The organism is Natronorubrum thiooxidans (assembly GCF_900156475.1).
Lineage (GTDB): Archaea > Halobacteriota > Halobacteria > Halobacteriales > Natrialbaceae > Natronorubrum > Natronorubrum thiooxidans.
Genome location: NZ_FTNR01000004.1, coordinates 79,017 through 101,551, shown reverse-complemented (window position 1 = coordinate 101,551; position 22,535 = coordinate 79,017). Strand labels below are relative to the sequence as shown.

The 22,535-nt window shown below is 63.1% G+C and carries 23 protein-coding genes and 2 tRNA genes; 11 read left to right on the top strand and 14 right to left on the bottom strand.

What is annotated here, in order from left to right; genetic code table 11:
* The first annotated feature begins 34 nt into the window (after positions 1-34).
* The gene (locus BW940_RS21045; RefSeq protein WP_143823874.1) at positions 35-166 is read left to right on the top strand and encodes a rubrerythrin-like domain-containing protein; all 132 of its coding nucleotides are present in this window, start codon (positions 35-37) and stop codon (positions 164-166) included.
* A 90-nt stretch (positions 167-256) separates the two neighbouring features.
* Here BW940_RS21045 and BW940_RS21460 read toward each other — a convergent pair whose 3' ends face one another.
* Together BW940_RS21460 and BW940_RS07215 are read right to left on the bottom strand one after the other, a co-directional pair.
* Positions 257-2,977, bottom strand: a complete 2,721-nt coding sequence (locus BW940_RS21460) for a disk-shape morphogenesis protein volactin (protein ID WP_076608525.1) — start codon at positions 2,975-2,977, stop codon at positions 257-259.
* Positions 2,978-3,078: 101 nt separating this feature from the next.
* Positions 3,079-3,921: an MOSC domain-containing protein gene (locus BW940_RS07215; RefSeq protein ID WP_076608524.1), complete on the bottom strand. Its 843-nt coding sequence runs from the start codon at positions 3,919-3,921 to the stop codon at positions 3,079-3,081.
* 148 nt (positions 3,922-4,069) lie between these two features.
* Here BW940_RS07215 and BW940_RS07210 point away from each other — a divergent pair, with 148 nt between their 5' ends.
* Positions 4,070-4,525 carry a dCTP deaminase/dUTPase family protein gene (locus tag BW940_RS07210; protein ID WP_173834863.1) on the top strand — a complete coding sequence of 152 codons (456 nt, stop codon included), beginning with the start codon at positions 4,070-4,072 and terminating at the stop codon, positions 4,523-4,525.
* A 66-nt stretch (positions 4,526-4,591) separates the two neighbouring features.
* Here the strand turns inward: BW940_RS07210 and BW940_RS07205 are convergent, their stop codons facing one another.
* Together BW940_RS07205 and BW940_RS07200 are read right to left on the bottom strand one after the other, a co-directional pair.
* Positions 4,592-5,392 carry an enoyl-CoA hydratase-related protein gene (locus BW940_RS07205; RefSeq protein WP_076608523.1) on the bottom strand — a complete coding sequence of 267 codons (801 nt, stop codon included), beginning with the start codon at positions 5,390-5,392 and terminating at the stop codon, positions 4,592-4,594.
* Positions 5,392-6,972, bottom strand: coding sequence for a long-chain-fatty-acid--CoA ligase (locus BW940_RS07200; RefSeq protein ID WP_076608522.1), 1,581 nt, complete (start codon positions 6,970-6,972; stop codon positions 5,392-5,394). Before BW940_RS07200 ends, BW940_RS07205 begins: the two co-directional genes overlap by 1 nt.
* A gap of 169 nt (positions 6,973-7,141) precedes the next feature.
* On the opposite strand from BW940_RS07200, the gene BW940_RS07195 reads away from it, so the two are divergent.
* Complete coding sequence (locus BW940_RS07195; protein ID WP_076608521.1) at positions 7,142-7,768, top strand: universal stress protein; 627 nt, start codon at positions 7,142-7,144, stop codon at positions 7,766-7,768.
* Between the two features lie 238 nt (positions 7,769-8,006).
* Complete coding sequence (locus tag BW940_RS07190) at positions 8,007-9,101, top strand: hypothetical protein (protein ID WP_076608520.1); 1,095 nt, start codon at positions 8,007-8,009, stop codon at positions 9,099-9,101.
* A 247-nt stretch (positions 9,102-9,348) separates the two neighbouring features.
* Here BW940_RS07190 and BW940_RS07185 read toward each other — a convergent pair.
* The 6 genes from BW940_RS07185 to BW940_RS07160 form a co-directional block, all read right to left on the bottom strand.
* A tRNA-Thr gene (locus BW940_RS07185) sits at positions 9,349-9,422 on the bottom strand.
* Between the two features lie 11 nt (positions 9,423-9,433).
* Complete coding sequence (locus tag BW940_RS07180) at positions 9,434-9,958, bottom strand: GNAT family N-acetyltransferase (RefSeq protein WP_076608519.1); 525 nt, start codon at positions 9,956-9,958, stop codon at positions 9,434-9,436.
* Positions 9,924-11,150: a phosphoglycerate kinase gene (locus tag BW940_RS07175; protein WP_076608518.1), complete on the bottom strand. Its 1,227-nt coding sequence runs from the start codon at positions 11,148-11,150 to the stop codon at positions 9,924-9,926. Before BW940_RS07175 ends, BW940_RS07180 begins: the two co-directional genes overlap by 35 nt.
* A 145-nt stretch (positions 11,151-11,295) precedes the next feature.
* Positions 11,296-11,907 carry a CBS domain-containing protein gene (locus BW940_RS07170; protein ID WP_076608517.1) on the bottom strand — a complete coding sequence of 204 codons (612 nt, stop codon included), beginning with the start codon at positions 11,905-11,907 and terminating at the stop codon, positions 11,296-11,298.
* 92 nt (positions 11,908-11,999) lie between these two features.
* Complete coding sequence (locus BW940_RS07165; protein ID WP_076608516.1) at positions 12,000-12,761, bottom strand: GTP cyclohydrolase III; 762 nt, start codon at positions 12,759-12,761, stop codon at positions 12,000-12,002.
* A gap of 193 nt (positions 12,762-12,954) precedes the next feature.
* Complete coding sequence (locus tag BW940_RS07160) at positions 12,955-13,275, bottom strand: DUF5785 family protein (protein ID WP_076608515.1); 321 nt, start codon at positions 13,273-13,275, stop codon at positions 12,955-12,957.
* Between the two features lie 141 nt (positions 13,276-13,416).
* On the opposite strand from BW940_RS07160, the gene BW940_RS21745 reads away from it, so the two are divergent.
* Positions 13,417-13,569, top strand: coding sequence for a hypothetical protein (locus BW940_RS21745; RefSeq protein ID WP_173834862.1), 153 nt, complete (start codon positions 13,417-13,419; stop codon positions 13,567-13,569).
* 79 nt (positions 13,570-13,648) lie between these two features.
* On the opposite strand, the gene BW940_RS07155 is transcribed toward BW940_RS21745, so the two are convergent.
* The gene (locus BW940_RS07155) at positions 13,649-14,020 is read right to left on the bottom strand and encodes a hypothetical protein (protein ID WP_076608514.1); all 372 of its coding nucleotides are present in this window, start codon (positions 14,018-14,020) and stop codon (positions 13,649-13,651) included.
* Positions 14,021-14,495: 475 nt separating this feature from the next.
* On the opposite strand from BW940_RS07155, the gene BW940_RS21740 reads away from it, so the two are divergent.
* The gene (locus BW940_RS21740) at positions 14,496-14,663 is read left to right on the top strand and encodes a hypothetical protein (RefSeq protein WP_173834861.1); all 168 of its coding nucleotides are present in this window, start codon (positions 14,496-14,498) and stop codon (positions 14,661-14,663) included.
* Between the two features lie 113 nt (positions 14,664-14,776).
* Here BW940_RS21740 and mct read toward each other — a convergent pair whose 3' ends face one another.
* Positions 14,777-15,949 (bottom strand): succinyl-CoA:mesaconate CoA-transferase, encoded by a 1,173-nt coding sequence (mct, locus tag BW940_RS07150; RefSeq protein WP_076608513.1) that lies wholly within the window; start codon positions 15,947-15,949, stop codon positions 14,777-14,779.
* Positions 15,950-16,086: 137 nt separating this feature from the next.
* On the opposite strand from mct, the gene glmS reads away from it, so the two are divergent.
* Genes glmS through citE form a run of 5 tightly spaced genes read left to right on the top strand, consistent with a single transcriptional unit; the run spans position 16,087 to position 21,408 of the window.
* A complete protein-coding gene (glmS, locus tag BW940_RS07145; RefSeq protein WP_076608697.1) occupies positions 16,087-16,542 on the top strand; it encodes a methylaspartate mutase subunit S in 456 nt (151 codons plus the stop codon).
* Positions 16,543-17,982, top strand: coding sequence for a methylaspartate mutase subunit E (locus tag BW940_RS07140; RefSeq protein WP_076608512.1), 1,440 nt, complete (start codon positions 16,543-16,545; stop codon positions 17,980-17,982).
* On the top strand, positions 17,979-19,262 hold the full coding sequence (locus BW940_RS07135; RefSeq protein WP_076608511.1) for a methylaspartate ammonia-lyase: 1,284 nt from the start codon (positions 17,979-17,981) through the stop codon (positions 19,260-19,262). Before BW940_RS07140 ends, BW940_RS07135 begins: the two co-directional genes overlap by 4 nt.
* Positions 19,255-20,316: a 2-methylfumaryl-CoA hydratase gene (gene mch, locus BW940_RS07130; RefSeq protein ID WP_076608510.1), complete on the top strand. Its 1,062-nt coding sequence runs from the start codon at positions 19,255-19,257 to the stop codon at positions 20,314-20,316. The genes BW940_RS07135 and mch overlap by 8 nt, the downstream gene beginning before the upstream one ends.
* Before the next feature lie 48 nt (positions 20,317-20,364).
* Complete coding sequence (gene citE, locus BW940_RS07125; RefSeq protein ID WP_076608509.1) at positions 20,365-21,408, top strand: L-malyl-CoA/beta-methylmalyl-CoA lyase; 1,044 nt, start codon at positions 20,365-20,367, stop codon at positions 21,406-21,408.
* A gap of 153 nt (positions 21,409-21,561) precedes the next feature.
* On the opposite strand, the gene BW940_RS07120 is transcribed toward citE, so the two are convergent.
* Together BW940_RS07120 and BW940_RS07115 are read right to left on the bottom strand one after the other, a co-directional pair.
* A tRNA-Ser gene (locus BW940_RS07120) sits at positions 21,562-21,645 on the bottom strand.
* A 40-nt stretch (positions 21,646-21,685) separates the two neighbouring features.
* On the bottom strand, positions 21,686-22,459 hold the full coding sequence (locus BW940_RS07115) for a hypothetical protein (RefSeq protein WP_076608508.1): 774 nt from the start codon (positions 22,457-22,459) through the stop codon (positions 21,686-21,688).
* Positions 22,460-22,535: the final 76 nt, after the last annotated feature.

Sequence of the window (22,535 nt, the reverse complement as noted above, 5' to 3'; positions counted from 1 at the left end):
AAGAGTTAACACACCTCGTTACATACCTACGAACATGTCTGTTGTAGAACCACTCGAGTACGAGTGTGTCGTCTGTGGCCGCCGAGAGACGGTCGCGGACGCACTCCTCGGTAGCTGCCGGCGCTGCGGGGGCGAGATGCGAAACGTTGAGTTGATCCGGGAGTAGTCGAGTCGTCGGCGCGTCTCAATGCTTCGTTCGGCGGTACGATTGCCGCGTCGAGCCCTCGAGACCGACGCTCGAGCGGCGCTCCCGTGTCTATGAGTGCTCACGAACGATCACCGCAGCGATCAGGACCACCCCGACGACGACCGCGGCGATTCCGACGGTCGCCTCGCCGGTAAGCGCAGCGACGCTCCCTGCAACGACACCGGCACCGCCTCCACCAGCGGCGAGTTGCGTGCCGAGAGCTGGAGCGGCATCCGTCTCGATCTGATCCTGTACGGTCTCGAGATCGGTTCGAATCGCTTCGAAGTCGTCCGCTCGGTCAGTCTCGATCGCGGACTCGAGATCGCTGACGCGGGTCTCGATCGCCGACAGCTGCGCTTCGGTCGAATCGTCAGCCCTGTCGAGCGTCGCCGCGAGGTCGTCGACGCTTTCCTCGACCGTGCGCTCGAGACGGCACTCGAGCGCTGTCACCTCGTCGTCGATCGTTTCGGTAGCGTCCTCGAGTCGGGCCTCAAGATCGATCATCGTCTCGTCGACGCGCTCCTCGAGCGCGCGCACGCTGTCGGTCAGGGAATCGATATCATCGTCGACTCCGTCGAGATCTGTTTCGAGGTCCTCGACCGCCTCTACTGGGGCCGTCCGCTCCTCGAGCGTTTCCACGGTTTCCGAGACGGCCGAAACGTCGTCTTCCAGATCAGCCACCACCGTCTCGACCGTTGTCAGGTCGTCTTCGACGGCGGCTACCCGCGCGTCGTCAGCGGCCGTTTCCTCGAGGGTCGTGATCGTCTCTCGAGCAGTCTTGAGACGGGCGTCGAGATCGTCGGTTCGGTCATGAAGACGCTCGCGGACGTCGGTTAGCGCCTCGTCAAGCGCCCCCACGCGATCCTCCGTCGAGCCGAGTCGCTCGCCGGTAGCCTCGAGGGCAGTGGCGGTCGTCTCGAGTTCGCCACCGAGTTCGGCGATCCGCCCGTCGAGATCGCCAAGCCGTTCAGTAATCGTTTCGAGGTCGCGTTCGACGGTCCCGAGTTCGTCCTTGAAACTCGTTTCGACCGTCTCGAGGCCGTCTTCGAGCTGTGCCCGTTTCTCGTCGGCCTGCTCAGCGCGGGCCGTGAGTCGATCGGCGACGCTGCCGATCCGAGTCGCTTGTTCCTCGAGCCGGCCGGCAAGTCCATCAGATCGCGACCCGAGTCGAGCGACGTCTTCGCCAACGGTGTCGAGGTCGTCGTCGAGCCGCGAGACGGTTTCTGTCACGGCGTCGAGGTCGGCTGCCGATGCGGTCGTCGTTTCGAGGGACTCCACCTCGGTTCGAAGCGCCTCGAGGAGATCGTCGAGCGTGTCAGTGCAGTCGGAAACGCCGTCGAGATCGTCCACGAGGTCACTGATTCGGTCGTCGAGTGCCGCTCGCTCGTCCGCCGTCGTCGTCTCGAGGGTTTCGATCATCGCCTCGAGCGTGTCGAATTCGTCTTCCAACGCTGACTCGAGGTCGCCGACGTCGTCTTCGACCCCGTCGAACGCGGTCGAAAGTGTCTCGAGATTGCCTTCGAGGGTCGAAACCGTTTGCTTGCTCGCATGGCGCGCGCTTTCGGCTTCGAGATCGCGCAGTTCCTCGGCGATCCGCTCGAGGTCGCCTTCGAGGGCCGCGACTACGTCGGCGCTGGCCGTCCGCGCATCGAGTTCGTCGAGATCGTCGACCGCCGATTCGAGATCGGCCCGGATCGACTGGATCTCGTCGTCTCGGTCGGCGAGCCGATCGAATAACTGCTCGATCGCGTCGTCCGCGCGAGCGCGGTCCGCATCGGCTCCGCCATCGAGCGCGTCGTCGAACGTCAGTGTCGTCTCGCCGGTCGGCTTGGTCACTGTCACAGTGCCATCGGTTCCGTCGCCGTCGTCCGCGTCAGCCGGCGACCACGTCACGGCCTCGTGGGCTTCGACGCCGTCTTTCGCAGCCGCGAGCGCCCCTCTGGCAGCGCCTGCGGCCGGCTCGTCGGCGCGTCGCGGATCGCGGACCGAGATCGGGAGTGTGCTATCGACGCGGCCGGCGAGAAGGTATTCGAGGCCCTCGACCGCGTCCGGTCCCGCGACGGCAAGCGGCACGGCCAACCCTCGCTGGATATCAGCCGACCCGGCTTCGCGCTCGAGCGCGTCGGCGAGGTCGCCGATCAGTGCGTCGAACGCCGTCGTGAGTGCGGCCTCGACCTCGTCCGTCGCCGCGTCGGGGTCGAGCGCGAACGCCTCGAGCGCGGACGCGACCGCTGCCTGCTCGTGATCCGTGTCGTCGGCGGCCCGGTCGACGACCCAGTCGCTGCCTTTCGCAAGCGAAAACGCCACCGCAGGCACGCCGTAGTACGCCAGTGCGACGCTGGTCGTCTGTGGGCCGAGACGGACGCCGAGGCCAGTGTAGTTGTCGTCGGCGAACTGGTCGTAGACGACGGCGAACCCGCTGTGGATCGGTGTCACATCGAGTCCGCGATCGGCGAGAACCGCACCGACGGCATCACGTCGAGCGTCGGTCGGTTCGGCCGCGTCGACCAGTGTTCCAGGCGTGGTATAACAGAGCTGCCCGTCGCTCGCGTCGTCGAGATCGAGAACGTCCTGGAGGCGTGCCTCGAGCGCCGGCTCGACGTCGCTGTCCGCAGTCAGCACACCGTTCGAGAGCAGCGGTTCGCCGGGTTCCGCGTCGATGCCTCTCGCCGACCCCGTCTCCGCGTCGGCCGGTGTGGCACGGGCCGGTGCCGACTCGAGGATCACCCCGTCTGGCGTGTCGATAGCGACCCGGATCGCGTCCGGCCCGATGTCGAGACCGTAGTTCATGCCAACCGAAAGCCGGAGCGCCCTCTTTGCGTTTTACCCGTGAGTACCAGAACTGAAAATCAGCCGCGGTCGTGAGGGCTTCATGGCGGGCCCGCTTGGGATCAGTCGGCCGGTTCCGGATCGATCGTCGACTCGCCGACGGTAACGGGGTCGCCGACGGCGAGCGTCGCCCCCCACGAAGCGTCGGGCACGCGTGTGTTGACCATCAGCCGAAAGTAGTGATCGAACCAGTCCTTGCTCGCCCACTCGGGAAGCGTCGCCGCCCGTCGTTCGACGAACGTCTCTCGAAATCCGTTGGTCGGCTCGCCAGTATCGGGATCGCGGGTCGGAACGACACACCGCTGACACGGGTTGACGCCGTACAGCATCGCTGACCCAATCTCGAAGGGGATGACCCGTCCGGGTGCCTCGTAGAGGTGATCCTCCCAGAACGCAGGTGCATCGAGGACGAGATTCGGACGCAGCCGACGACACATCTCGCCGGCGTCGATTCCGTCGTACCACGAGGCGACGTCTTCGAGTGTCCCCGTACTGATCACTGTCGGCCCCGAGGCGTCCGTGTCGTCCGGAAACCCGCCCTCGTCGTCACGGACGAGATCGACCGGATAGCCAAAGAAGTCCGAGAGCCACGAGGTGAGACCGTCCCGGTCCAGCTCGAGGTGGTACGTGTGGCGTGTGTCGCCGTCACGTTCGCCGACGGTGACCGTCTCGCGGTCGAGATCGTACGTCGCCTCGAGGTCGTGGACTCGGCGCTCCCGTTTCCCGTTGACGTACCGACCGCCCGGCCCGGTCCCTGTCGTCGTCTCCGGCGACTGTTCGACGATCGCGTACCGTCGGTCCCACGACAGGCCGCCGTTCTCGACGATCTCGGCTTCGGTGACCGACACCCCATCGACGGACTTGATCGGATGGACACGGATGGCCTCGAGCTGTGGCTGTGCCATTGTGCGTGCCGTCGCGTCGGCGATGCATATGTGTATCCGTTCGGTCGCCTGACTCGTCTGGGTCCGTGTGTCGGTCGCCCGCCGTCTTTCCCGCTCCCGCGTTCGCGAAGACACGTTTTTGCCGCTCGAAACCGTCAAGCCAACCGAAATGTCTGCCGAAAACCCACTCGCCGACGCTGTCGACAACCTCGTGTACGAACCGACACAGATCCACGACCACGGCATCGATCTAACCGTCAGCGCGGTGTACGAGGTCGCCGCCCCCGGCCGGCTGGATTTCGGCGGCGACGAACTCGAGGACGCCGACCTCGAGCCGGTCGCGACCGACCTCCACAACCCCGACGACGAGTTCGGCTGGTGGCATCTCGAAGGTGGCCAATACGTCATCCAGCACAACGAGTTCCTGACTGGACTCGACGAGCCCTTACAGCTCCAGCCGCGCAACGAACTGCTCGCTCGTGGTGGTTCCCATCCCTCGATGCAGGTCCGAGATCACCTGCCGCTGCTCCCGTTGTCGGTCGCCGACGGCGGGCTCGAAATCAAGGAAAACGCGCGAGTGTCGACGCTGTGCTCGCTCGGGACGGGAGTCACCCACACAGAATAAGCAACTCGCGCTCGAGTCGGCTCCTCGTCGCCGGTCGTCGCTTGTCTCAGCGGACTGTGGCCGACGTTAGCGTCCCTTGAACTCGGGTTCGCGATCCTCGAGGAAGGCGGTCACGCCCTCCTCGTGATCGTCGGTGTCGAACGCGATGCCCTGTGCGACCGCTTCGTCGGTCAACGCCTGCTCGAGTGATTTCTCGAGGCCCTCGCCGAGCAGTCGGTTGGCATGGCGTAACGCGACCGGCGGGCCGGCAACGATCTTCTCGACGAACGTCTCGACGGCCTCGTCGAACTCGTCTGTGTCGTAGACGTGATTGACGAGACCGAGCTCGTGTGCTTGGTCGGCCCCGATAATGTCGCCCGTGAGGACGAGTTCCTTGGCGACGTTCTCGCCGACGACGCGCGGGAGCAGGTAGGACGTGCCGGCGTCGACGCTCAGCCCGACCTGTCGGAACACGAAGCCGAACGCGGCCCGTTCGCTCGCCAGTTGCATGTCACACGCGAGCGCGAGATTCGCACCAGCGCCGACGGCAGCCCCGTCGACGAGCGCAATCGTCGGAATCGGAAACGAGACGAGCCGGCCGATCAGCTCGTTCGTCGACCGCTCGAGGGCGCGCACACGCTCGTCGATCGGGACGTCGTTCTGGATCCCCTCGACCATCCGTTCGATGTCGCCGCCGGCGGAAAACGAGCCGCCCGAGCCCTCGAGGAGGACACAGCGGGCGTCGCTGCCCTCGATCTCGTCGAGGGCCTCCGAGATGCCGGTGCTGATCGCCTCCGAAAGGGCGTTGCGCCGGTCCGGCTGATCGAGCGTGATCGTCGCCGGACCGTCCGCATCGATCTCGAGTTGGACTGCCTCGCCGAGCGCCATCACTCTGCCTCCGATTCCGGTGTGTCCTGCTCGCGGAGCTTGAACTTCTGGACTTTACCGGTCGTCGTCCGTGGAAGTTCCTCGACGAACTCGATCTCCCGTGGGTGTTTGTACTCGGCGAGATTCGTCAGGCAGTACTCTTTGAGTTCGGCTTCGGTGACATCGGCGTCTGGCGTGGGAACGACGAACGCTTTGACGGTCTCGCCGCGGCGTTCGTCGGGAATCCCGGCGACGGCGGCGTCGGCGACGGCCTCGTGTTCGAAGAGCAACTCCTCGACCTCCCGTGGGTAGACATTGTAGCCGCCCGTGACGATCATGTGTTTCTCGCGATCGACGACGTAAAAGAAGCCGTCCTCGTCGCGATAGCCCAGATCGCCCGTGTGGAACCAGGTTTTGCCGTCGGCGTCGGTGAACACCTCCTCGTTTGCGTCGGGCAGCCCGTAGTAGCCTTTCATGACGTTGGGGCCGCTGACGACGATCTCGCCGGTAATCGCGTCGAGATCAGCTTCGTCCTCGTCGACTGGGCCGTCCTCGACCGGTGGGACGTCCTCGAAGTCCCTGTCGACGACTCTCGAGTCGACGCCGGGGACGGGCTTGCCGATGCTGCCGACGCGGCGGCCCTTGATGGGGCTGTTGAAGTGTGTCACCGGGCTCGTCTCGGTCAGCCCGTAGCCTTCGTAGACTGTCGGCTCGTACAGTTCTTCGAACCGACGCAGTACCTCGACAGGGATGCCGGCACCGCCGACACCACACAACCGCAGCGAGGAGAGGTCGAACGCCTCGGCGTTGGGCTGGTTGATCACGTCGTTGTACATCGCCGGCACGCCATGCATCAGCGTCAGTTCCTCGTCCTCGATGAGCGAGACGGCCTCCTGTGCGTCCCACGAGGCCATTGGGTAGAAGGCCCCGCCGCTGAACAGCGTCGCGTTCATTACGACGGTCATCCCGTAGATGTGAAACAGCGGAAGGACGCCGAGTTGTTTGTCGTCCGGTCGGATCCCGTCGGGAATGAGCTCCGCTGCGGATTGGGTGTTCGACGCGAGGTTCTTGTGGGTGAGCTGGACGCCCTTCGGCTGGCCCGTCGTCCCCGACGTGTACGGCTGGACCGCCACGTCGTCGTCGGCCCGCTCGAGGATGTCGGGATCGCCGGGCTCGAGGAAGTCCTCGAACGCGGTTGCACCGTCGACGTCGCCGCCGACGCTGACGACGTGTTCGACGCTGGTTTCGTCCTGTACCGCCCTGACGAACGGGACGAGGTCTGCCAGCGTCACGACCACCGTGGCCCCGCTATCGCCGAGCAGATGACCGATCTCACGGGCTTTGTACTGTGGGTTCATCGGGACGACGACCCCGCCGGCCCGAAGCGTGCCGTGGAACGCGATCAGAAACGGCGGGACGTTCGGGAGATAGATCGCGACCCGGTCGTCGGCTCCGACACCGCGGTCTGCGAGTGCGGTGGCAAAGGCACCGATTTGACCCCAGAACTCCTCGTAGCTCGTTTCAGTCCCCTGATATCCGATCGCGGTATTCTCGCCGTGCTCTTCGACGGCGGCCGCGAGATTAGTGACAAGATTTGCCATACTCCGTGGCATACGTTTTCATGTACCGTAAAAAGGGTTGCCAAAGGGTATCGAGATTGCCCCGTTTCGGAGTGAGGAAATCTGAAACGTGCCGTTCCAGCCGCTCGAGGCCGTCCATACACAGCCGTGGCCGGCAGTCTATTACGTCCGTGCTCCTAACCCCGTGATAATGTATCAGGACGTTCTCATTCCCACGGACGGGAGCGACGGGACCCGCCAGTCGATTATGCACGGCCTGACGATCGCGAATCGATTCGAGGCGACGATTCACGCCCTCTCGATCGTGCCGGAGGGACCACTCGGTACCCTCCAGAACGAAGCAGCGACGCCTGCTGCCCACCGTGCTGTCGAGCGAGTCGCGGCCGAAGCTGCCCGAGACGGTATCGAAGCCACGACGGGGGTCGAACAGGGAGTCCCACACGAGGCAATCCTCGAGTACGCCGCGGACCACGATATCGACCTGATCGTGATGGGAACACAGGGCCGAACCGGCCTCGACCGGGTGCTGGTCGGGAGCGTCACCGAACGCGTCGTCCGCATGGCCGACGTGCCGGTCGTGACCGTGCGTCTGACCGACGAGATCCGGATCGACGACGCCGAGGACGCCGAACGGATCGCTCGAGACGCCCTCACAGCCGACGCCGAGAGCGGCGAGTCGGACGCCCTCACGGTCGTCGAGGAACCGCAGCGAATCAGCGCCGTCTGGATCGTCGCCCTCGAGACCGACACCAGGCCTGTCCAGGTTCACGTCGACGCGCTTTCGGGCAAGGCCCGAATCGAGACTCGTGACGAGTAGGCTGACCGAACGCCGTTTCCCCGCCCGTTTTATCGGCTCTTTCGGCCGAATGGCTCATCATCTGGGCGTCTGGTGGCCGGCCGGTGCCCGCCGCGTTACGCACGGACAACAATTCAGTAAGCACAACCATCGAAGAGCCAGGGGTGATCACCTGGTTCAAATGTCCGATTTGCCAGTACAACGGTAGCACGCACTTATGCCGTGATTTCGGGTTGGGAACCGATATGAGGGCAGATCCGTGAACAGACGAACGATTTTGAACGGGGTTCTGGCTGGCAGTATCGTCCCGGCAGCGCACATCGGAACCGCGACACTCGAGAACGAGCCAGGAGACGCCGAGACAGCCGACACTGAGCCGACTGATTGCGAGGACACACCAGTTTCGGTCCGTATCGTCGAACTCCCCGAGACGATCACTGGGGGTGCATTACTCGAGTGGAGCGTCGAGGTCGAGAACCCGACCGAGCAGTCGATCCGCCCGACCATCGAGTACACCGTCGACGGCGAGCCCGCAGGGAATATCACGTTGACCGTCGACCCCGGCGAGACGGAACGCCCGTTTTCCGCGAGCTATCGGACCGAACCCGTCCCGGAAGCCGACACGGTGACGGTTCGGGTCGAAGCTAACGGTGACGCGGACGAACGCACCGTTCGGCTCCGTGCGACCGACGAACTGGATCCCGAACTGCAGTTTCCCGATCCCGAACTGGCCGTCCAGCCGGAGACAACGGTCCACTTCGAAGTCGGGGCTGTCGATCCAGACGCATTCCAGACGACCACTTGGTGGATCGACGGGGAGACCGTCGGTGACACGCTGGCAGCTCCGTGGCAAGGGATCTACTACGTCGAACAGGACGCCCACTACTGGCAGGAAACGTTCGGGACTGACGAGACTGACGGAACTGACGAGACTAACGCGACCTACGAGGTGGTCGCTGGCATCGACGTCGACGGCGAGCAGTACCGAGCGAACTGGACGATCACCGTCACGCCGACGGGACTCGAATCGCCCACCATCGACGCTGCGCGACCGGCGCCAGGCCCCCTCGAGATCAGTCCCGAGGGAACGACCCTCGAGATCGACGTCAGCGACCCGGACGGAACCCTCGAGCGCGTCGTCTGGCGGCTCAGCCAGGCCGATCGGCTCCTCGGTGTGAGCGAGATCTCGGGCGCGTCGGATACGGCGACACTCTCCATCGACAGCGGACGTTGTCACACCTGTCAACTCATCCCCTGGGTGATCACGAGCAATGGGACGGTCACTGTCGACCCGTTATGGGACGTCATGGATCCCGGTATCGACCCCGACAGCGCGGACTCGCTCGAGCTGTAGCACGGCCGGCCCAACATGCTTTGGATATAGAATTATCAGGGTCCATCACGTTCACCCGAAGGACGGGGGCAGAACACCAATCGTTGCCACGAATGGCGTTCTCACTCTGAGACATCGCCCCTCGTCTTCAAATCGGATCGAAATCCTACCAGTGGCGACTATCGAGCCAATCGCTGGACAGTCAACTACTACAGGAGAACCTCCCCAGTCTGGTTTTCACTCGCACAGATCCGTTCGCGAATAGAAAAGCCAGGGCAGGGATTTGAACCCCGGGAGTCTCGATTACAAGTCGAGTGCATGAACCACCCATGCTCCCCTGGCGCAGTTTCCAGTTAGCGGTCCTCCTTTGAATGTGTATCGTTTTCCGATGAGTCCTCGCCCTCGAGTGAGCGCTGCATTGTCACTCGGAACTCGTCGTACCCGTGCCGGTCGTAAAACCGCCGTGCGTCCTCGTTGTCGGCCATTACCTCGAGGAGCAGTACCTCGACCCCCCGGTCGACCAGCGCGTCCTCGACGGCTTCGAGCAACGCGGTGCCGATCCCGTGGTCGCGAAAGGCAGGGTCGACGTAGAGATTCGACAGGTGGCCGCGGGTGGCATCAAGTTCGAGCGAGCCGTGTTCGACGGTAAACGACGCAAACCCGACGGGACGGTCGTCGATACGGGCAACGAGCAGGCTGTCGTTGACCTGGTGGGCCGCGAGGATCTCGCACATCGTCTCCCGGTTGTCGTCGGCGCGGACGAACGAGCCGTACGCACGCTGGTCACGGGCGAGGCGAACCCAGTGATCCGCGACCGCGTCGATGTCGGCTTGTGATGCGTACTCAATCGTCGGCTGGCTGTTGTTGTGTCGGTCCATTTTCGAGCGCCGTCACGGCAGGAAGCGGCTCCGCGGTGAGCATCCGTAACGCGGCACCGCCGCCGGTGCTCACGTGCGAAAAGCCCTCGACGCCAAGTTGTCGGAGGGCCGATGCAGTGTCACCACCGCCGACGATACTCATCTCGACGTCCGTCGCCGCGTTGTAGAGCCGTCGTGTTCCCTTCTCGAAGGCCTCGTCCTCGAAGACGCCGGCCGGGCCGTTGAGAATAACCGTCCCTGCGTCCTCAAGCAGGCGCTGGTAGTACGACAGCGTCGAACTCCCGATATCCATGGCGGCCTCGGCGTCCTGTGGTGGTAAGGCGTTGACGCCGATTTCGTGTCGCTGCCCGTCGCGTTCGACGGCGACGTCACGCGGGAGGGCGACCCGCTCGCCGTAGGCATCGAGCAGGTCGGCAGCACGGTCGATCTCGTCCCAGTAGCCCTGATCGTAGATGAAATCGGAACTCGCATCGCCGAGGTCGACGCCATCGGCGATGAGAAAGACGTTGCCGACGACGCCCGCGGTGAGGACGTGATCTGCCAGCCCCTTCTCTAAGACGCTCCAGGCGACGTCGATCGAGTCGGAGACCTTCGCTCCGCCGAGGACATAGACTCGTGGTTCGGGTGTCTCCTCGATCGATCCGAGCGTGTCGAGTTCGGACTCCATTACACGGCCGGCGTAGCCGGGTAAGACGGTCGGAAAGCCGACCAGCGAGGGCTGTGAGCGGTGTGCCGCGGCGAAGGCGTCGTTGACGTAGGCGTCGAGTACCGGTGCCAGCCCCGTCACGAGATGCGTTTGCGCGGCTCGTTCGGGTTCGAACTCCATGTACTCCTCGCTGTAAAAGCGCGTGTTCTCGAGCACGACGCAGTCGCCGTTTTCCAGCGCCGTGACGGCCTCGCGGGCGGCGTGGCTGAACGTGGCATCGACGTAGTCGATTGGATGGTCGAGCAGTTTCGAGAGTCGCTCGGCGTGTGACTCGAGGGAGACGAACTCATCGCCACCGGGACGGCCCTGATGGGCGAGGACGGCGACCCGGCCGCCGCGCTCGATCAGTTCCGAAAGGGTGTCAACGTGGGCGCGTAGTCGGGCATCGTCGGCCAGCATGCCGTCATCACCAATGGGGCTATTGACGTCGATGCGGACGCCGACGGTGGTCCCTTCGACGTCGAGGTCGTCGAGGGTATCGGTCATTATCGACCAGTCCACCGCGCCACCCGAAAGGTCTTTCTATCGGAGATATCGCCATCGGTGATCGGTATCATAGCCCAATTATGTGCCGGCCGTCTCGGGATGGCTACCGGCCGACACAGCCACTGGTCTGGTCGCAAGCAGTCGATCACACCGTTCGACAATCCGCACAGACCAGCTGTCCGTTCGCATCCCACAGCGAGTCCGAAAGCGAGCCACAGGCCTCACAGATTCCCTGTGTCGAGTACTCATCGCCGTTGGAACGCACCGGCTCGAGTTCGTTGCCGGAGGCGGTGTTCGACTGAGCGGACCGGTCGTCGGTCGATCGCTCCCCCTCGAGCGTGGGGTTGCCCGACCGCGTCGGCGTCATCGTGGCCTGGAACGATCCCGCGGCGGCGATGACGTCTCGCTGGGTCACCAGCCCCATCACACCGTCGTCGCTTTCGACCACGACGTTACGGATGTTTTCGCGAGCCATCGTACTGGCGGCGTCGGTAAGCGACCGATCGGGACCGAACGTGATGACGGGTGTGGTCATCACGTCTCCGACTGTCGTCTCGCCCGGTTCGTGGTCGTCGGCGACGACGCCGAGAACGTCCCACTCGGTCATGATGCCGACTGGCTCGCTCCCGCGGACGACGAGCACGCAACTCGCACGGTCTTCGCGCATAAGCTCGACTGCGCCACGAACGGTGTCTGACTCGCTGACGCCGACGTATTCGGTCGTCAGGATATCCCTGACGGACAGTTCCGATTCCATATGTTAACTATTGCCATAGATGGGCTAAAAGCTACCCCCGCTACATTTAAGCAAATCCGTCACGAAGACCTTTAGCTTCTGTCTCGAGGCAGTTACCACTCGAGTTCGACGCGGGTGCCGTCGGCACGACAGGTCTCGAGGGCGTGTTTTGCCGCGAAGCCAGCGTCGTGTGCGCTTTTGCCACGACCGACCCCGACCTGGAGTTCGACGTCGACGGCCTCCTCGACGTGATAGATCGCCTCCTCGTAGTCGGCCTCCTCGAGATCCGGGCAGACGACGATGATGTTGTCGCCGCCGACAAAAAAGGAGAGGCTGTCGTGGGCATAGCGCATGTGGCGCATGAGCTCGGCATAGCCCTGCTCGATCTCGATGAACGTATCGAAGGCGTTGAGTTCGTCGGTATACTGGCCAGTCGCGTTGATCACATCGAAATGCGCGATCTGGATGTCCGCGTCGGTTCGGTGGACGTCGTCGATCACTCGGCCCTCGAGACACTCACGGCGGGTTTTGTCCTGTGCGCTGCCGGCGTCCTGGACGCGTGCTGTCGCATCGGCAAGCGCCTGGACGGGATTCGTGCCGGTCGCAACACCGATGCTGAGCGTTACGGGGTAGCGGTTGCCGACGGACTCCTGGAGGAGTGCGTGGTCGTCGAACGAGCAGCCGTTCGTGACGGCGACCATGTTGTCGAAGCGAGTGAAGAAGACGTAGCCATCACGGTTGCCGACGAATTGGGAGATGTCGGCATAGAGTCGGGACTGCAGCGTCTGGAGGTCTGCTTCCCTGCGTGGCTCCGGTGTCACCGTCCACGGCCCGTAGTTGTCGATCTGAAAGAGCGTAACCTGCGTATTAGTCACGGTGATCGATTCTTTTGAACGCCGTCGTATAAGTGATACGTAATCCAGATTCGTTATGGGCCAAGAAAACGCGATCGGTAATCGACGACAACTCACACGAACTGCTGTCGTGCGGTCTGCTGTAGCAATTTACTGGTGCAACCGCGACCCGCCCGCGGATGCGCCACACAGTGACAGCAGCCCCGCCCAGCAGTTAGGCGTGTTTCTTCTTGGGGTTGGCACCCTGTGGGTGGTAGTCCCAGAAGTCACCAGCTCGCATCGCCGCACCGACTGCTTTGTGCATGTCGAGGATCGTCTCGAACTCCTCGACATCGATGTAGTCGAAGATCTCGCTCATCGGCACGACTTTTTTGTAGTTGATTCGGATCGGGTCGTCACCGTGTTCAGCGACGAACTCGTCGCGATTCAGCGGGAAATCCTCCTCTTCGTCGACTTTGTCGGCGATAATTCGCATATCAAACCGTCGCATCCCATCGCTTCCTTGCTCTCCATCGGGATCGTGTGGCCAGTCCATACAGAATCGTGTGTGGGGGTCCCGCAAAAGGGTTACTCTCCGCCGTCGCCTCAGGGGTGTGACGCGTCGAGTCGGCGACGTTCGATCGGGGCGACGAGAGCAACCAGATTTTTGCTACTCGACATAAAACCCCCGAGATAGATGGCTTCGAACAGGCGACTCAGTCCCGAATGCACGGCTCATCTCGAGAAAGCATTGGCGGAAACCGATCCCGCGGAGAAGGATTTTCACGTCCGGCAGGTACTTCAGGCGCGCGGCGTCGACCAGTTGCCCGACGATCTCGAGACTGAATAGCGTTTTTCGCTCCCGGCGTGCGATCGGATGTGCACCGACGGTCAGTGCTCCGATTGCTCACACAAATTCGTGGGAGTCGTCACCGGATCCAGTGACAGCCCTCGAGTAACGACTCCGGGAGCTCGCCCGCGTTCGCGTGTAAGCTGTCGACCACCACGGCAATCTCCTCAAATCGCGGGCCTCGAGTCGCAACCAGCGGTTCGGTGTCCCACTCGACAAACGCCATGTCGGCCAACAGTGGCAGATGGCGGTGATAGAGTTCGCGTCGAAGCGTGTCTGAATCGCTGCAGATGGCGGGGTTCGTCGCGCTTTCCGGCAGCGAAACGGGGTCGTCTGCTGGCTGCTCCGACAGCGAGACCACAAGCTGACGGCGCGGCTCAGCTGAGACGGCTGTGAACACGTCGTTCCAGTTTCGAATCGGCTGCTCCGCCGTCACTCGTTCTCGAGTCATACAGTCGGCTTCTATGTGACTCCGTTAAATAATTTCGATATTGATATAATGGTTAATGATGTGCTACTATCGGCACGTCAGGCAACACTGGGTGGCGATGAGTGAATGCGATCCTGTCACACAGTGCGCTCTCGTTTCCCTCTCGAAACCCATTTCGACGGCCCGACACGACGCGAATCTCACACAAAAATTAGCATCACTAATCACCGTCAGATATATATTATTGTAGGTGAATATACTGAACGAAACTCGCACTCCGGTGGGGTTGTCGTATCGAAGCACCCACTCGAGTGGTCGCGTTTCCATCCGTCTCAATCGGCGGCCGTCCAGAATCGGCCGACGACCCTCGCTACCTACCGCGTGAACACATCGCTATGATTAGACCGCTTCCATCGGGACTTCCGCATCCTGTACGACGGCTTGTTTGCCTCGAGCGACGACCCACTGGCACGCGCCATCTCGAGTTGGGGGATCGATGGACGTGACCCACGACCTCGAGGCCGACGACGGCGACGAGTCACCGTGGCCGCGCTGTTCAATGTGTGGCTCGCGGATGCGGATGGTAACTGTGGTCGGGCCGACCGAGGCCATCGTCTCCCCCTGTGGCTGTCACGCCCCACCCGACGCCCTCGAGTTGGAGTAGCCCGGAGCTGTCGGTCGGGCTAGGACTCGAAGCACTTACCGCTCGTCACCGTCTCGTGGTCGGCCGCTCACTGACGGTTGGCCGACAGTCTAAGCCTCGCCAAGTGGCCTGACTTAGTCGTCTGCCGTCGTCTCGGTCTCCTCGCCCAGCACTTCCTCGCGGTGTTCGTCGAGCAGCGGGGCGCGACCGCGGGGTTCGGGTGACGTCTTGGTCATTTTGATTGGGTTGCCGGCGATCTCGACCTCATGGTCGGCACCCGGCTGTTCGACCGACACGAGCATGTCCCGTGCGTGAACGTGTGGGTCTTCGAAGATCTCCTCGGTGGTCTGGACCGGGGCGACGGGGACGCGGCCCTCGAGGGTATCGATGAGTTCGTCGTTGGTCAACTCGGCCGTCCAGGCAGCCATCTCCTCGCGCAGGGCCTCACGGTGTTCGAGGCGGTCGGACGCAGTGGGGTACTCCTCAGCCAACTCCTCCCGGCCCATCGCTGCACAGACCTCCTTCCAATGGTTGGTGCCGAAGGCGGCGATAACGGTGTAGCCGTCCGCGGTTTCGAAGGCGTCATAGGGGAACAGCGTCGGGTGGGAGTTGCCCTGTCGGGTGGGGGCCTCACCGGTGTAGGACTGCTGGTAGATCGCGCGTTCAGTGAAGCTGAGCATCGAGTCGTACATCCCGGTGTCGACGTACTGGCCCTCGCCGGTCTGGGCGCGGTGGTTGACCGCCGCCAGAATGCCGATACAGTTCAGCGTCGCGGTAAAGAGGTCGCCGACGCCGGGCCCGGTTTTCGTCGGTGGGCCGTCTTCCTGGCCCGTAATCTCCATGACGCCCCCGAGTGCCTGGGCGATGAGGTCGAAGGAGGGCTGGCCCTGTCGGTCCGTCTCGCCCGTACGCGGGTCACCGAAGCCACGGATCGAGGAGTAGATGAGGTCGGGGTTGTACTCGGTCAGTGTCTCGTAGCCGAGATCATATTTTTCCATCGTGCCCGCACGGTAATTCTCGACGACGATGTCGGCCTCTTCGACAAGCGAGAGGAAGTCCGCGCGGTCCTCCTCGTCGCCAAAGTCGAGTTCGATGCTCTTTTTCCCACGGTTGACACTCTGGAAGTAGCCGCCGTAGGCTTCCTCCTCGGCGTCGTCGACAAACGGTGGGTTCGATCGGATGAGGTCACCACCCGGGCGCTCGATTTTGACGACATCTGCGCCCATGTCCGCAAGTAACATCGTACAGTACGGCCCAGCAAGCACCTGGGTCAGATCGAGCACACGGAGATTCGAAAGGGCTCCCATGTAAGGGCCCTTGCGATACCAGTACCTAAACCCTTACCATCGATCATGTACTTTGTTAGATCGTACCATAGGGACGCTGTTAGGATGTTTAAGGAGTATGATCATGGAAGATCATTAGGTTTATAATGGTGTTCCTCATGGTTCTGCATACGATGTCCCAAACGGTCGTCCTCGGCGTGATCGGCTCCGATGCTCACGTCGTTGGAATCACAATCCTAGAGCAGGCCTTCAGTGCAGCAGGCTTTGACGTTGTTAACCTCGGTGTCCAGACCTCCCAGCAGGAGTTCGCCGAGGCCGCTGTAGACCACGACGCCGACGCCGTCCTGGTCTCCTCGCTCTACGGCCACGCCGAGCAGGACTGCCAGGGATTTCACCAGGTTCTCGAGGCAGCAGGCGTCGACGCAGTCACCTATATTGGTGGCAACCTCGCCGTCGGCCAGGACGATTTCGAGCAGACCCGCAAGACGTTTCGGGAGCTCGGCTTTGACCGTGTCTTCGACTCCGAGACTGATTCCGAAGAGGCGATCGAAGCGCTTCGACAGGACCTACAGATTACACCGACCGAGTCGGAACGCGCTACTATCAGTTCCTAGATGATACGAGACGAACGTATTCCCTCCGACGAGCTACGGCGTATTGACGAGGAGATTCGGTCTAACTGGCACACCGGCGAAGCCGTCGACTTCGAGGAAGCCATTGAGTACCACGAATCGCTGCCCGACCACAAGCGATTTGCGGACGTCCTCGAGTCGGCCGACAAGCCACTCTTGCAGCCTCGAGCCGGTGTTCCCCGACTCGACGACCAGATCGAGCTCCTGAGATATCTTCATGAAGAAGGGCAGGCAGACCTCCTCCCGACGACGATCGACTCGTACACGCGAGACAACGAGTACGAGAAAGCCCAGCAGGGCCTCGATAAAGCCCGCGAGACGGGCGATGACACCTTGAACGGCTTCCCGGCCGTCAACCACGGTGTCGACGGCTGTCGGAAGCTGATCGACGCAGTCGACGCGCCGATAGAAGTTCGCCACGGCACGCCGGACGCCCGGCTGCTGGCGGCGATCACCTTCGCGGGCGGCTTCCAGAGCTTCGAAGGCGGTCCGATTTCGTACAACATCCCCTACACGAAACGCCACGGACTCGAGGAGACCATCGAGAAGTGGCAGTTCGTCGATCGGTTGGCGGGGGCCTACACCGAACGCGGTGTCCGCATTAACCGCGAGCCGTTCGGCCCGCTTACGGGGACGCTCGTCCCACCATCGATTGCGATCGCGGTCATGCTGGTCGAGGGGAAACTCGCGGCCACACAGGGCGTGCGTTCGATCACCCTCGGCTACGGACAGGTCGGTAACGTCGTCCAGGACGTCGCGGCCCTGCACGCGCTCAAAAAGCTGGGCAACGAGTACCTGCCCGACGAGGTCGTCGTCACGACGGTCTTCCACGAGTGGATGGGCGGGTTCCCGCCGGACGAAGCTCGCGCCAACGGCGTGATCAGCTTCGGCGGGATGACTGCCGCCATCGCCAAGCCGGACAAGGTCATCACCAAGTCCCCACAGGAGTTCCAGGGGGTTCCAACGATGGAGGCAAACTCCGCTGGCCTGCGCACCACACGCCAGGTTATCGACATGGCCATCGAGCAGAAAATCGATATCGATGGCATCGAGGAAGAACAGGACCTCATCGAGCGCGAGACCCGGTGTCTGATGGACACCATCTTCGAGCACGGCGACGGCGACGTCGTTCAGGGGACGCTCAAGGCCTTCGACTCCGGCGCACTCGACGTTCCCTTTGCACCCAGCGACAGTGCAAAAGGGGCCGTGTTACCGGCTCGAGACGACGACGGTCGCGTCCGCATTTTCGAGTGGGCCGACCTCGAGATGGACGACGATATCAAAGAGATCCACAAGGCCCGACTGTCCCAGCGTGCCGACACCGAGGGCCGGGAACAGTCGTTCCGAATGGTTGCAGACGACGTCGACGCGATCAGCGACGGCAAACTCATCGGTCGCCCGCAGGGTGACGTGAAACTATGAATATTACAGGTATATACGCAACGCCCGGCTACTCCGGGTTCTTTTTCGACGACCAGCGCGCGATCAAGCAAGGTGCCGAACACGACGGCTTCACCTATGTGGGCGAGCCCGTCACCGACGGCTTCGACGAGATTCGCCAGGCCGGCGAGTCGATCATCGTCGACATCGAACTCGAGGACGGCACCGTCGTCCGCGGTGACTGTGCTGCCGTTCAGTACTCCGGTGCTGGCGGCCGCGACCCACTGTTCAAAGCCGAGGAGTACGCCCCCGTCATCGAGGGGCCGGTCGCCGACGCACTCGTCGGCCGCGATGCGACCGAGTTCCTCGACAACGCAGAGACGCTCGAGGAGATGGCAGTCGAGGGCGACCGCCTGCACACGGCGATCCGCTACGGCGTCTCGCAGGCGCTGCTCGCCGCCGCCGCCGAAGCCGAGAAGACGACGCAGACGGACGTGATGGCCGACGCACTCGGTACCGAGCCCGCAACGGAGCCGGTGCCCGTCTTCGGCCAGTCCGGCGACGACCGGTATAACAACACCGAGAAGATGTTCGTCAAGGGCGTCCCAGTCCTGCCCCACGCGCTGATCAACAGCGTCGAGAAGATCGGCGAAAACGGCGAAACCTTACTCGAGTACGTCGAGTGGCTCACCGAACGCTCTCAGGAACTCGGTCCGGAGGGCTACGATCCCCGATTCCACATTGACGTCTACGGCATGATCGGCGAGATTTTCGGGGCCCCCTACGATCGCGAGGAAGTGGTCGACTACTTCGCCGCCTTAGAGGAGGCCGCCGCGCCGTACCCGATCCAGATCGAGGGGCCGATGGACGTTGGCAACCGCGAAGACCAGATCGCAGCGATGGTCGAACTTCGCGACGGACTCGAAGCGGCCGGTGTCGACGTCGACATCGTCGCCGACGAGTGGTGTAACACCTTCGAGGACGTCCAAGCGTTCGTCGACGCCGGCGCAGCCGACCTCGTGCAGATCAAAACTCCCGACCTCGGTGGCATTCACCGGAGCGGACAGGCGGTTCGTTACTGCGAGGGGACCGACACCCGCGCCTATCTCGGCGGGACCTGCAACGAAACGGAAACCTCCGCGCGTGCCTGCGCCCACGTCGCGCTCGCGACGAACGCTGCACAGACACTCGCAAAGCCCGGCATGGGCTTCGACGAGGGCTACATGATCGTCGAAAACGAGATGCGACGGACGATCGCTCGCCGTAAACGCGAACAGCAGACGACCGACGCCGACACCGACGAAATCACTGCAGATGACTGATTGGACCGACCCCGACACGTTTGCACAGGCACTCGAACAGGTCGAAACCAAAGAGAAGGGCAACTGCTTCGAGGACTTCGCCGACGGCGACGTCATCGAACACGACCCCGGCCTCACGCTCACCCAGTTCGGCAACGAACAGTGGATGGGCCAGACGCTCAACCACGACCCAGCCTACTGGCGAACCGACGCCGCCGAGGCTCGTGGCTACGACGAGCCACCGATCCACCCGGACTACCTGACGGCGGCGACGCTGGGTATCACCGTCGAGGATCTGAGTGAGAAAGGCGGCTACTTCCTCGGCCGAACGGACGTTCGTTTCCCTGAAGCGCCAGTGTATGCGGGGACCGAACTCCACGTCGAAAGCGAAGTCGTCAACACGGCGACCTCGAGTTCCCGACCCGAGTACGGCATCGTTAGCTGGCGCACTCGCGGAAAAGACGCCGAAACCGGCGACGTACTCTGTTCGTACGAGCGGACGAACATGATCCCGCGTCGCGAGCCCGTCGCGACTGACGGCAGCGGCGCGGCAGCCGCCGAGGAGGAGGACGAACCCGACCTTCCCGAGGAGTTCATCACGCCCGACGGTGGCTACTTCGAGGACTTTCAGGCGGCACTCGCGAAAGCCGACGGCGAAAACGCAGCCGTCGCCTACCGCCACGAACGCGGTCGCACGCAGGACGACGTCACCGTCGCCCAACTTCCACTGTCGACGCTCAATACGGCCAAACAACACCACAACGTCGACGTGATGAGCGATTCGCCATCCGGCGACATCGTCACCTACGGCGACGTCACCCGCTCGACGGCGCTGGGTCACGCTCGCTCGGACGAACAGACCTGGCGCGAGGTCGGCTTCGACGACGAATCGTTCCACACGTTCGTCGCCGTGGGTGACACCGTCTACGCCTTTACGCGCGTGCTCTCGGCCGAAGACGATGCCTCGAGCGAGCAGGCAGGCACCGTCACCTTCGAACACATCGCGTTCAATCAGGACGACGAACCTGTCTATTCGGGAACACGCACAGCCGAAATTCGAAAGCGTCCTAACTAACACGATCGAACATCATAAACGCACGCAGACAACTACGAATTCACAGACATGACTGACGACATCCGACTCTGCCGAACCTTCCAGACCGCACCAGCCGCCGTTCCAAAAGACGACTCGGCGAAATATCTCCGCTCGGGCCTCGAGGCCGAGGGCTTTCAGGCCCCCGACTGGCTCGTCCCCGACATGGAAGACGGGACCGCGCCGAATATGAAAGACGAGGGGCTCGAGAACACGATCGAACTCGTCCCCGAGCACGACTTCGCTGGCGAGATCTGGCCCCGCGTCGAGTGGAGCTACGAGGACGCCTCCTTCCGCGACCGCGGTCGCGAACAGATCGACCAGCTCGTCGGTGAGATCGGCGACGAGATCGACGGCGTCGTCGTCCCTAAGGTCGGCCGCATCGAGGACGTCAAACGCGCCGCCGAAGCTGTCGCCGAAGCCGAGGCCGAACACGGCTACGCTGACGGCTCGATCAAGCTCTCGATCATCATCGAGACCGGTCGTGCTCGCTCGGATCTCCACGAGATTTCGAAGTTCGGCGAGGACTCGCGACTCACCGCGCTCGTCTTCGGTCCCGTCGACTACGCCGCCGAACTCGGCGCTCGAGACCTCGGCGACGGTCGCCCACGCTGGGATGCGCTCCTCGAGGAGCTGTCGAACGAAGCCAGCGCTGGCGACCTGCTCTCGATCGGTGGTCCGTTCGACGACCTGTTCAAAGAGCGCGCTGGCCTGACCTACTACAACGCCGACGCCTACGCGGATCAGGTCGAACACGAAGCTCACCTCGGCCTCGACGGCTCGTGGTCGCTGTATCCCAAACAGACGATTCAGGCGAACACGATCCACATGCCGACGGCCGAGGAACTCGAGCGTGACGTGAGCAAGATCGAGCGCTTCAACGAGGCCAAAGCGGAGGGGACCGGCGCGGTCACCCTCGACGGCCAGATGGTCGACGAAGCCACGTTCAAGGTCTTCCGCAACACGATCTTGCAGGTCCGAGCGATCGACGACACCCGCCCCGAGCAGACTGAAGAGTACTACGACGCGGACCTCCTCGAGCGCGCTCGCACGCTCGAACTCTCCTACCAGTAATCGCGGTCCGACGGCTTCCGTCTCGAGTCGTCTTTTTTGTGCTGACTCGGGCCGAGAGCGATGCGAAGAGGTCTGTCGCACTGCTCGAGGCTCGTTCCGCAATTCAAACCCCACCGACGGTGCTGTCGCTCACGTGTTTGTTCGCGACAGCAACGGTGGGGATGGGATTTGAACCCATGAGGCTTGACAGCCACCTGCTCTCAAGGCAGGCGCGTTGGGCCGCTCTGCCACCCCACCTCACTGCCCTCTTTTCCGGCCGGTCAAAAAGGGTTGTCGGTTACGCTCGCTCGAGTGAGCCGTCTGCGCCAATGACAAGTCCCAGATCATCGACGACGGCAGCCGTCGCGTCGGCTCCCGGCTTGCCGGCGGTTCGCCGTGCCTCGAGGGTCGCAAGCGTCGAGCAAAGCCCGGCTGGTGTCGCCACGGTCGGCAGCATCGGCGCGAAGCCGATTCCGAGGCCGGCCTCGTCCGCGCGAGTCGCCAGCGTGGTAACCTCGGGCACTGCGTCAGCGTCGGTGAAATCGATCGGTTCACTAAACGCTGCGAGATACGTCTGTCCGCCTGACGACGGGCCGAGGACGACGTCGTGGCGGCGGATCGACATCGCCGCGCCGTCGATCTGGGTCCGGCCGACCAGCGGAACCGTCGGCTCGAGGACGCCCACGCTACTTGCGTCTTCACGTTCGAGCAGGTGGGTAACGGTGTTACCGACGCGCGCAGCGCGACTCGAGCCGACCTGTCGTTCGAACCGGACACGCTCGTCGCTGTGTGGGCCGTCGGTGTTTGGTGTCTCGAGGTCGTCGAGTGCGTCGGCAACGAGCGTTCGGAGCTCGGCTTCGGGGTCGCCGTGGGCGAATTGGTCGGGGAGGGAGTCCTTGTCACGGTAGTTGACCAGCAACTCGCCGCCGCTGGCGTCGACGGCCCGACAAACATCGCTGACCGATGCTTCGTAGAGGGCGACCGCGTCGTCGGCGGTCAGGGGCGTTTGCTCGACGAGCGACGACAACACGAGTCCGTCTCGAGGCGGGTCGACCGGAACGACGACGATCATATACTGTGCTCCGACTGCGCGACCCTTGAACGCGGCGCTTTTGAGGACGGTCCTGCTGATCGGGCAACGGACGCCG

Bases quoted from the DNA above. Each gene is read 5' to 3' on its own strand.
- BW940_RS21045 (WP_143823874.1), top strand. From the start codon at position 35: ATGTCTGTTGTAGAACCACTCGAGTACGAGTGTGTCGTCTGTGGCCGC.
- BW940_RS21460 (WP_076608525.1), bottom strand. From the start codon at position 2,977: ATGAACTACGGTCTCGACATCGGGCCGGACGCGATCCGGGTCGCTATC.
- BW940_RS07215 (WP_076608524.1), bottom strand. From the start codon at position 3,921: ATGGCACAGCCACAGCTCGAGGCCATCCGTGTCCATCCGATCAAGTCC.
- BW940_RS07210 (WP_173834863.1), top strand. From the start codon at position 4,070: ATGTCTGCCGAAAACCCACTCGCCGACGCTGTCGACAACCTCGTGTAC.
- BW940_RS07205 (WP_076608523.1), bottom strand. From the start codon at position 5,392: ATGGCGCTCGGCGAGGCAGTCCAACTCGAGATCGATGCGGACGGTCCG.
- BW940_RS07200 (WP_076608522.1), bottom strand. From the start codon at position 6,972: ATGGCAAATCTTGTCACTAATCTCGCGGCCGCCGTCGAAGAGCACGGC.
- BW940_RS07195 (WP_076608521.1), top strand. From the start codon at position 7,142: ATGTATCAGGACGTTCTCATTCCCACGGACGGGAGCGACGGGACCCGC.
- BW940_RS07180 (WP_076608519.1), bottom strand. From the start codon at position 9,958: ATGGACCGACACAACAACAGCCAGCCGACGATTGAGTACGCATCACAA.
- BW940_RS07175 (WP_076608518.1), bottom strand. From the start codon at position 11,150: ATGACCGATACCCTCGACGACCTCGACGTCGAAGGGACCACCGTCGGC.
- BW940_RS07170 (WP_076608517.1), bottom strand. From the start codon at position 11,907: ATGGAATCGGAACTGTCCGTCAGGGATATCCTGACGACCGAATACGTC.
- BW940_RS07160 (WP_076608515.1), bottom strand. From the start codon at position 13,275: ATGGACTGGCCACACGATCCCGATGGAGAGCAAGGAAGCGATGGGATG.
- BW940_RS21745 (WP_173834862.1), top strand. From the start codon at position 13,417: ATGGCTTCGAACAGGCGACTCAGTCCCGAATGCACGGCTCATCTCGAG.
- BW940_RS07155 (WP_076608514.1), bottom strand. From the start codon at position 14,020: ATGACTCGAGAACGAGTGACGGCGGAGCAGCCGATTCGAAACTGGAAC.
- BW940_RS21740 (WP_173834861.1), top strand. From the start codon at position 14,496: ATGGACGTGACCCACGACCTCGAGGCCGACGACGGCGACGAGTCACCG.
- mct (WP_076608513.1), bottom strand. From the start codon at position 15,949: ATGGGAGCCCTTTCGAATCTCCGTGTGCTCGATCTGACCCAGGTGCTT.
- glmS (WP_076608697.1), top strand. From the start codon at position 16,087: ATGGTTCTGCATACGATGTCCCAAACGGTCGTCCTCGGCGTGATCGGC.
- BW940_RS07140 (WP_076608512.1), top strand. From the start codon at position 16,543: ATGATACGAGACGAACGTATTCCCTCCGACGAGCTACGGCGTATTGAC.
- BW940_RS07135 (WP_076608511.1), top strand. From the start codon at position 17,979: ATGAATATTACAGGTATATACGCAACGCCCGGCTACTCCGGGTTCTTT.
- mch (WP_076608510.1), top strand. From the start codon at position 19,255: ATGACTGATTGGACCGACCCCGACACGTTTGCACAGGCACTCGAACAG.
- citE (WP_076608509.1), top strand. From the start codon at position 20,365: ATGACTGACGACATCCGACTCTGCCGAACCTTCCAGACCGCACCAGCC.
- BW940_RS07115 (WP_076608508.1), bottom strand. From the start codon at position 22,459: ATGATCGTCGTCGTTCCGGTCGACCCGCCTCGAGACGGACTCGTGTTG.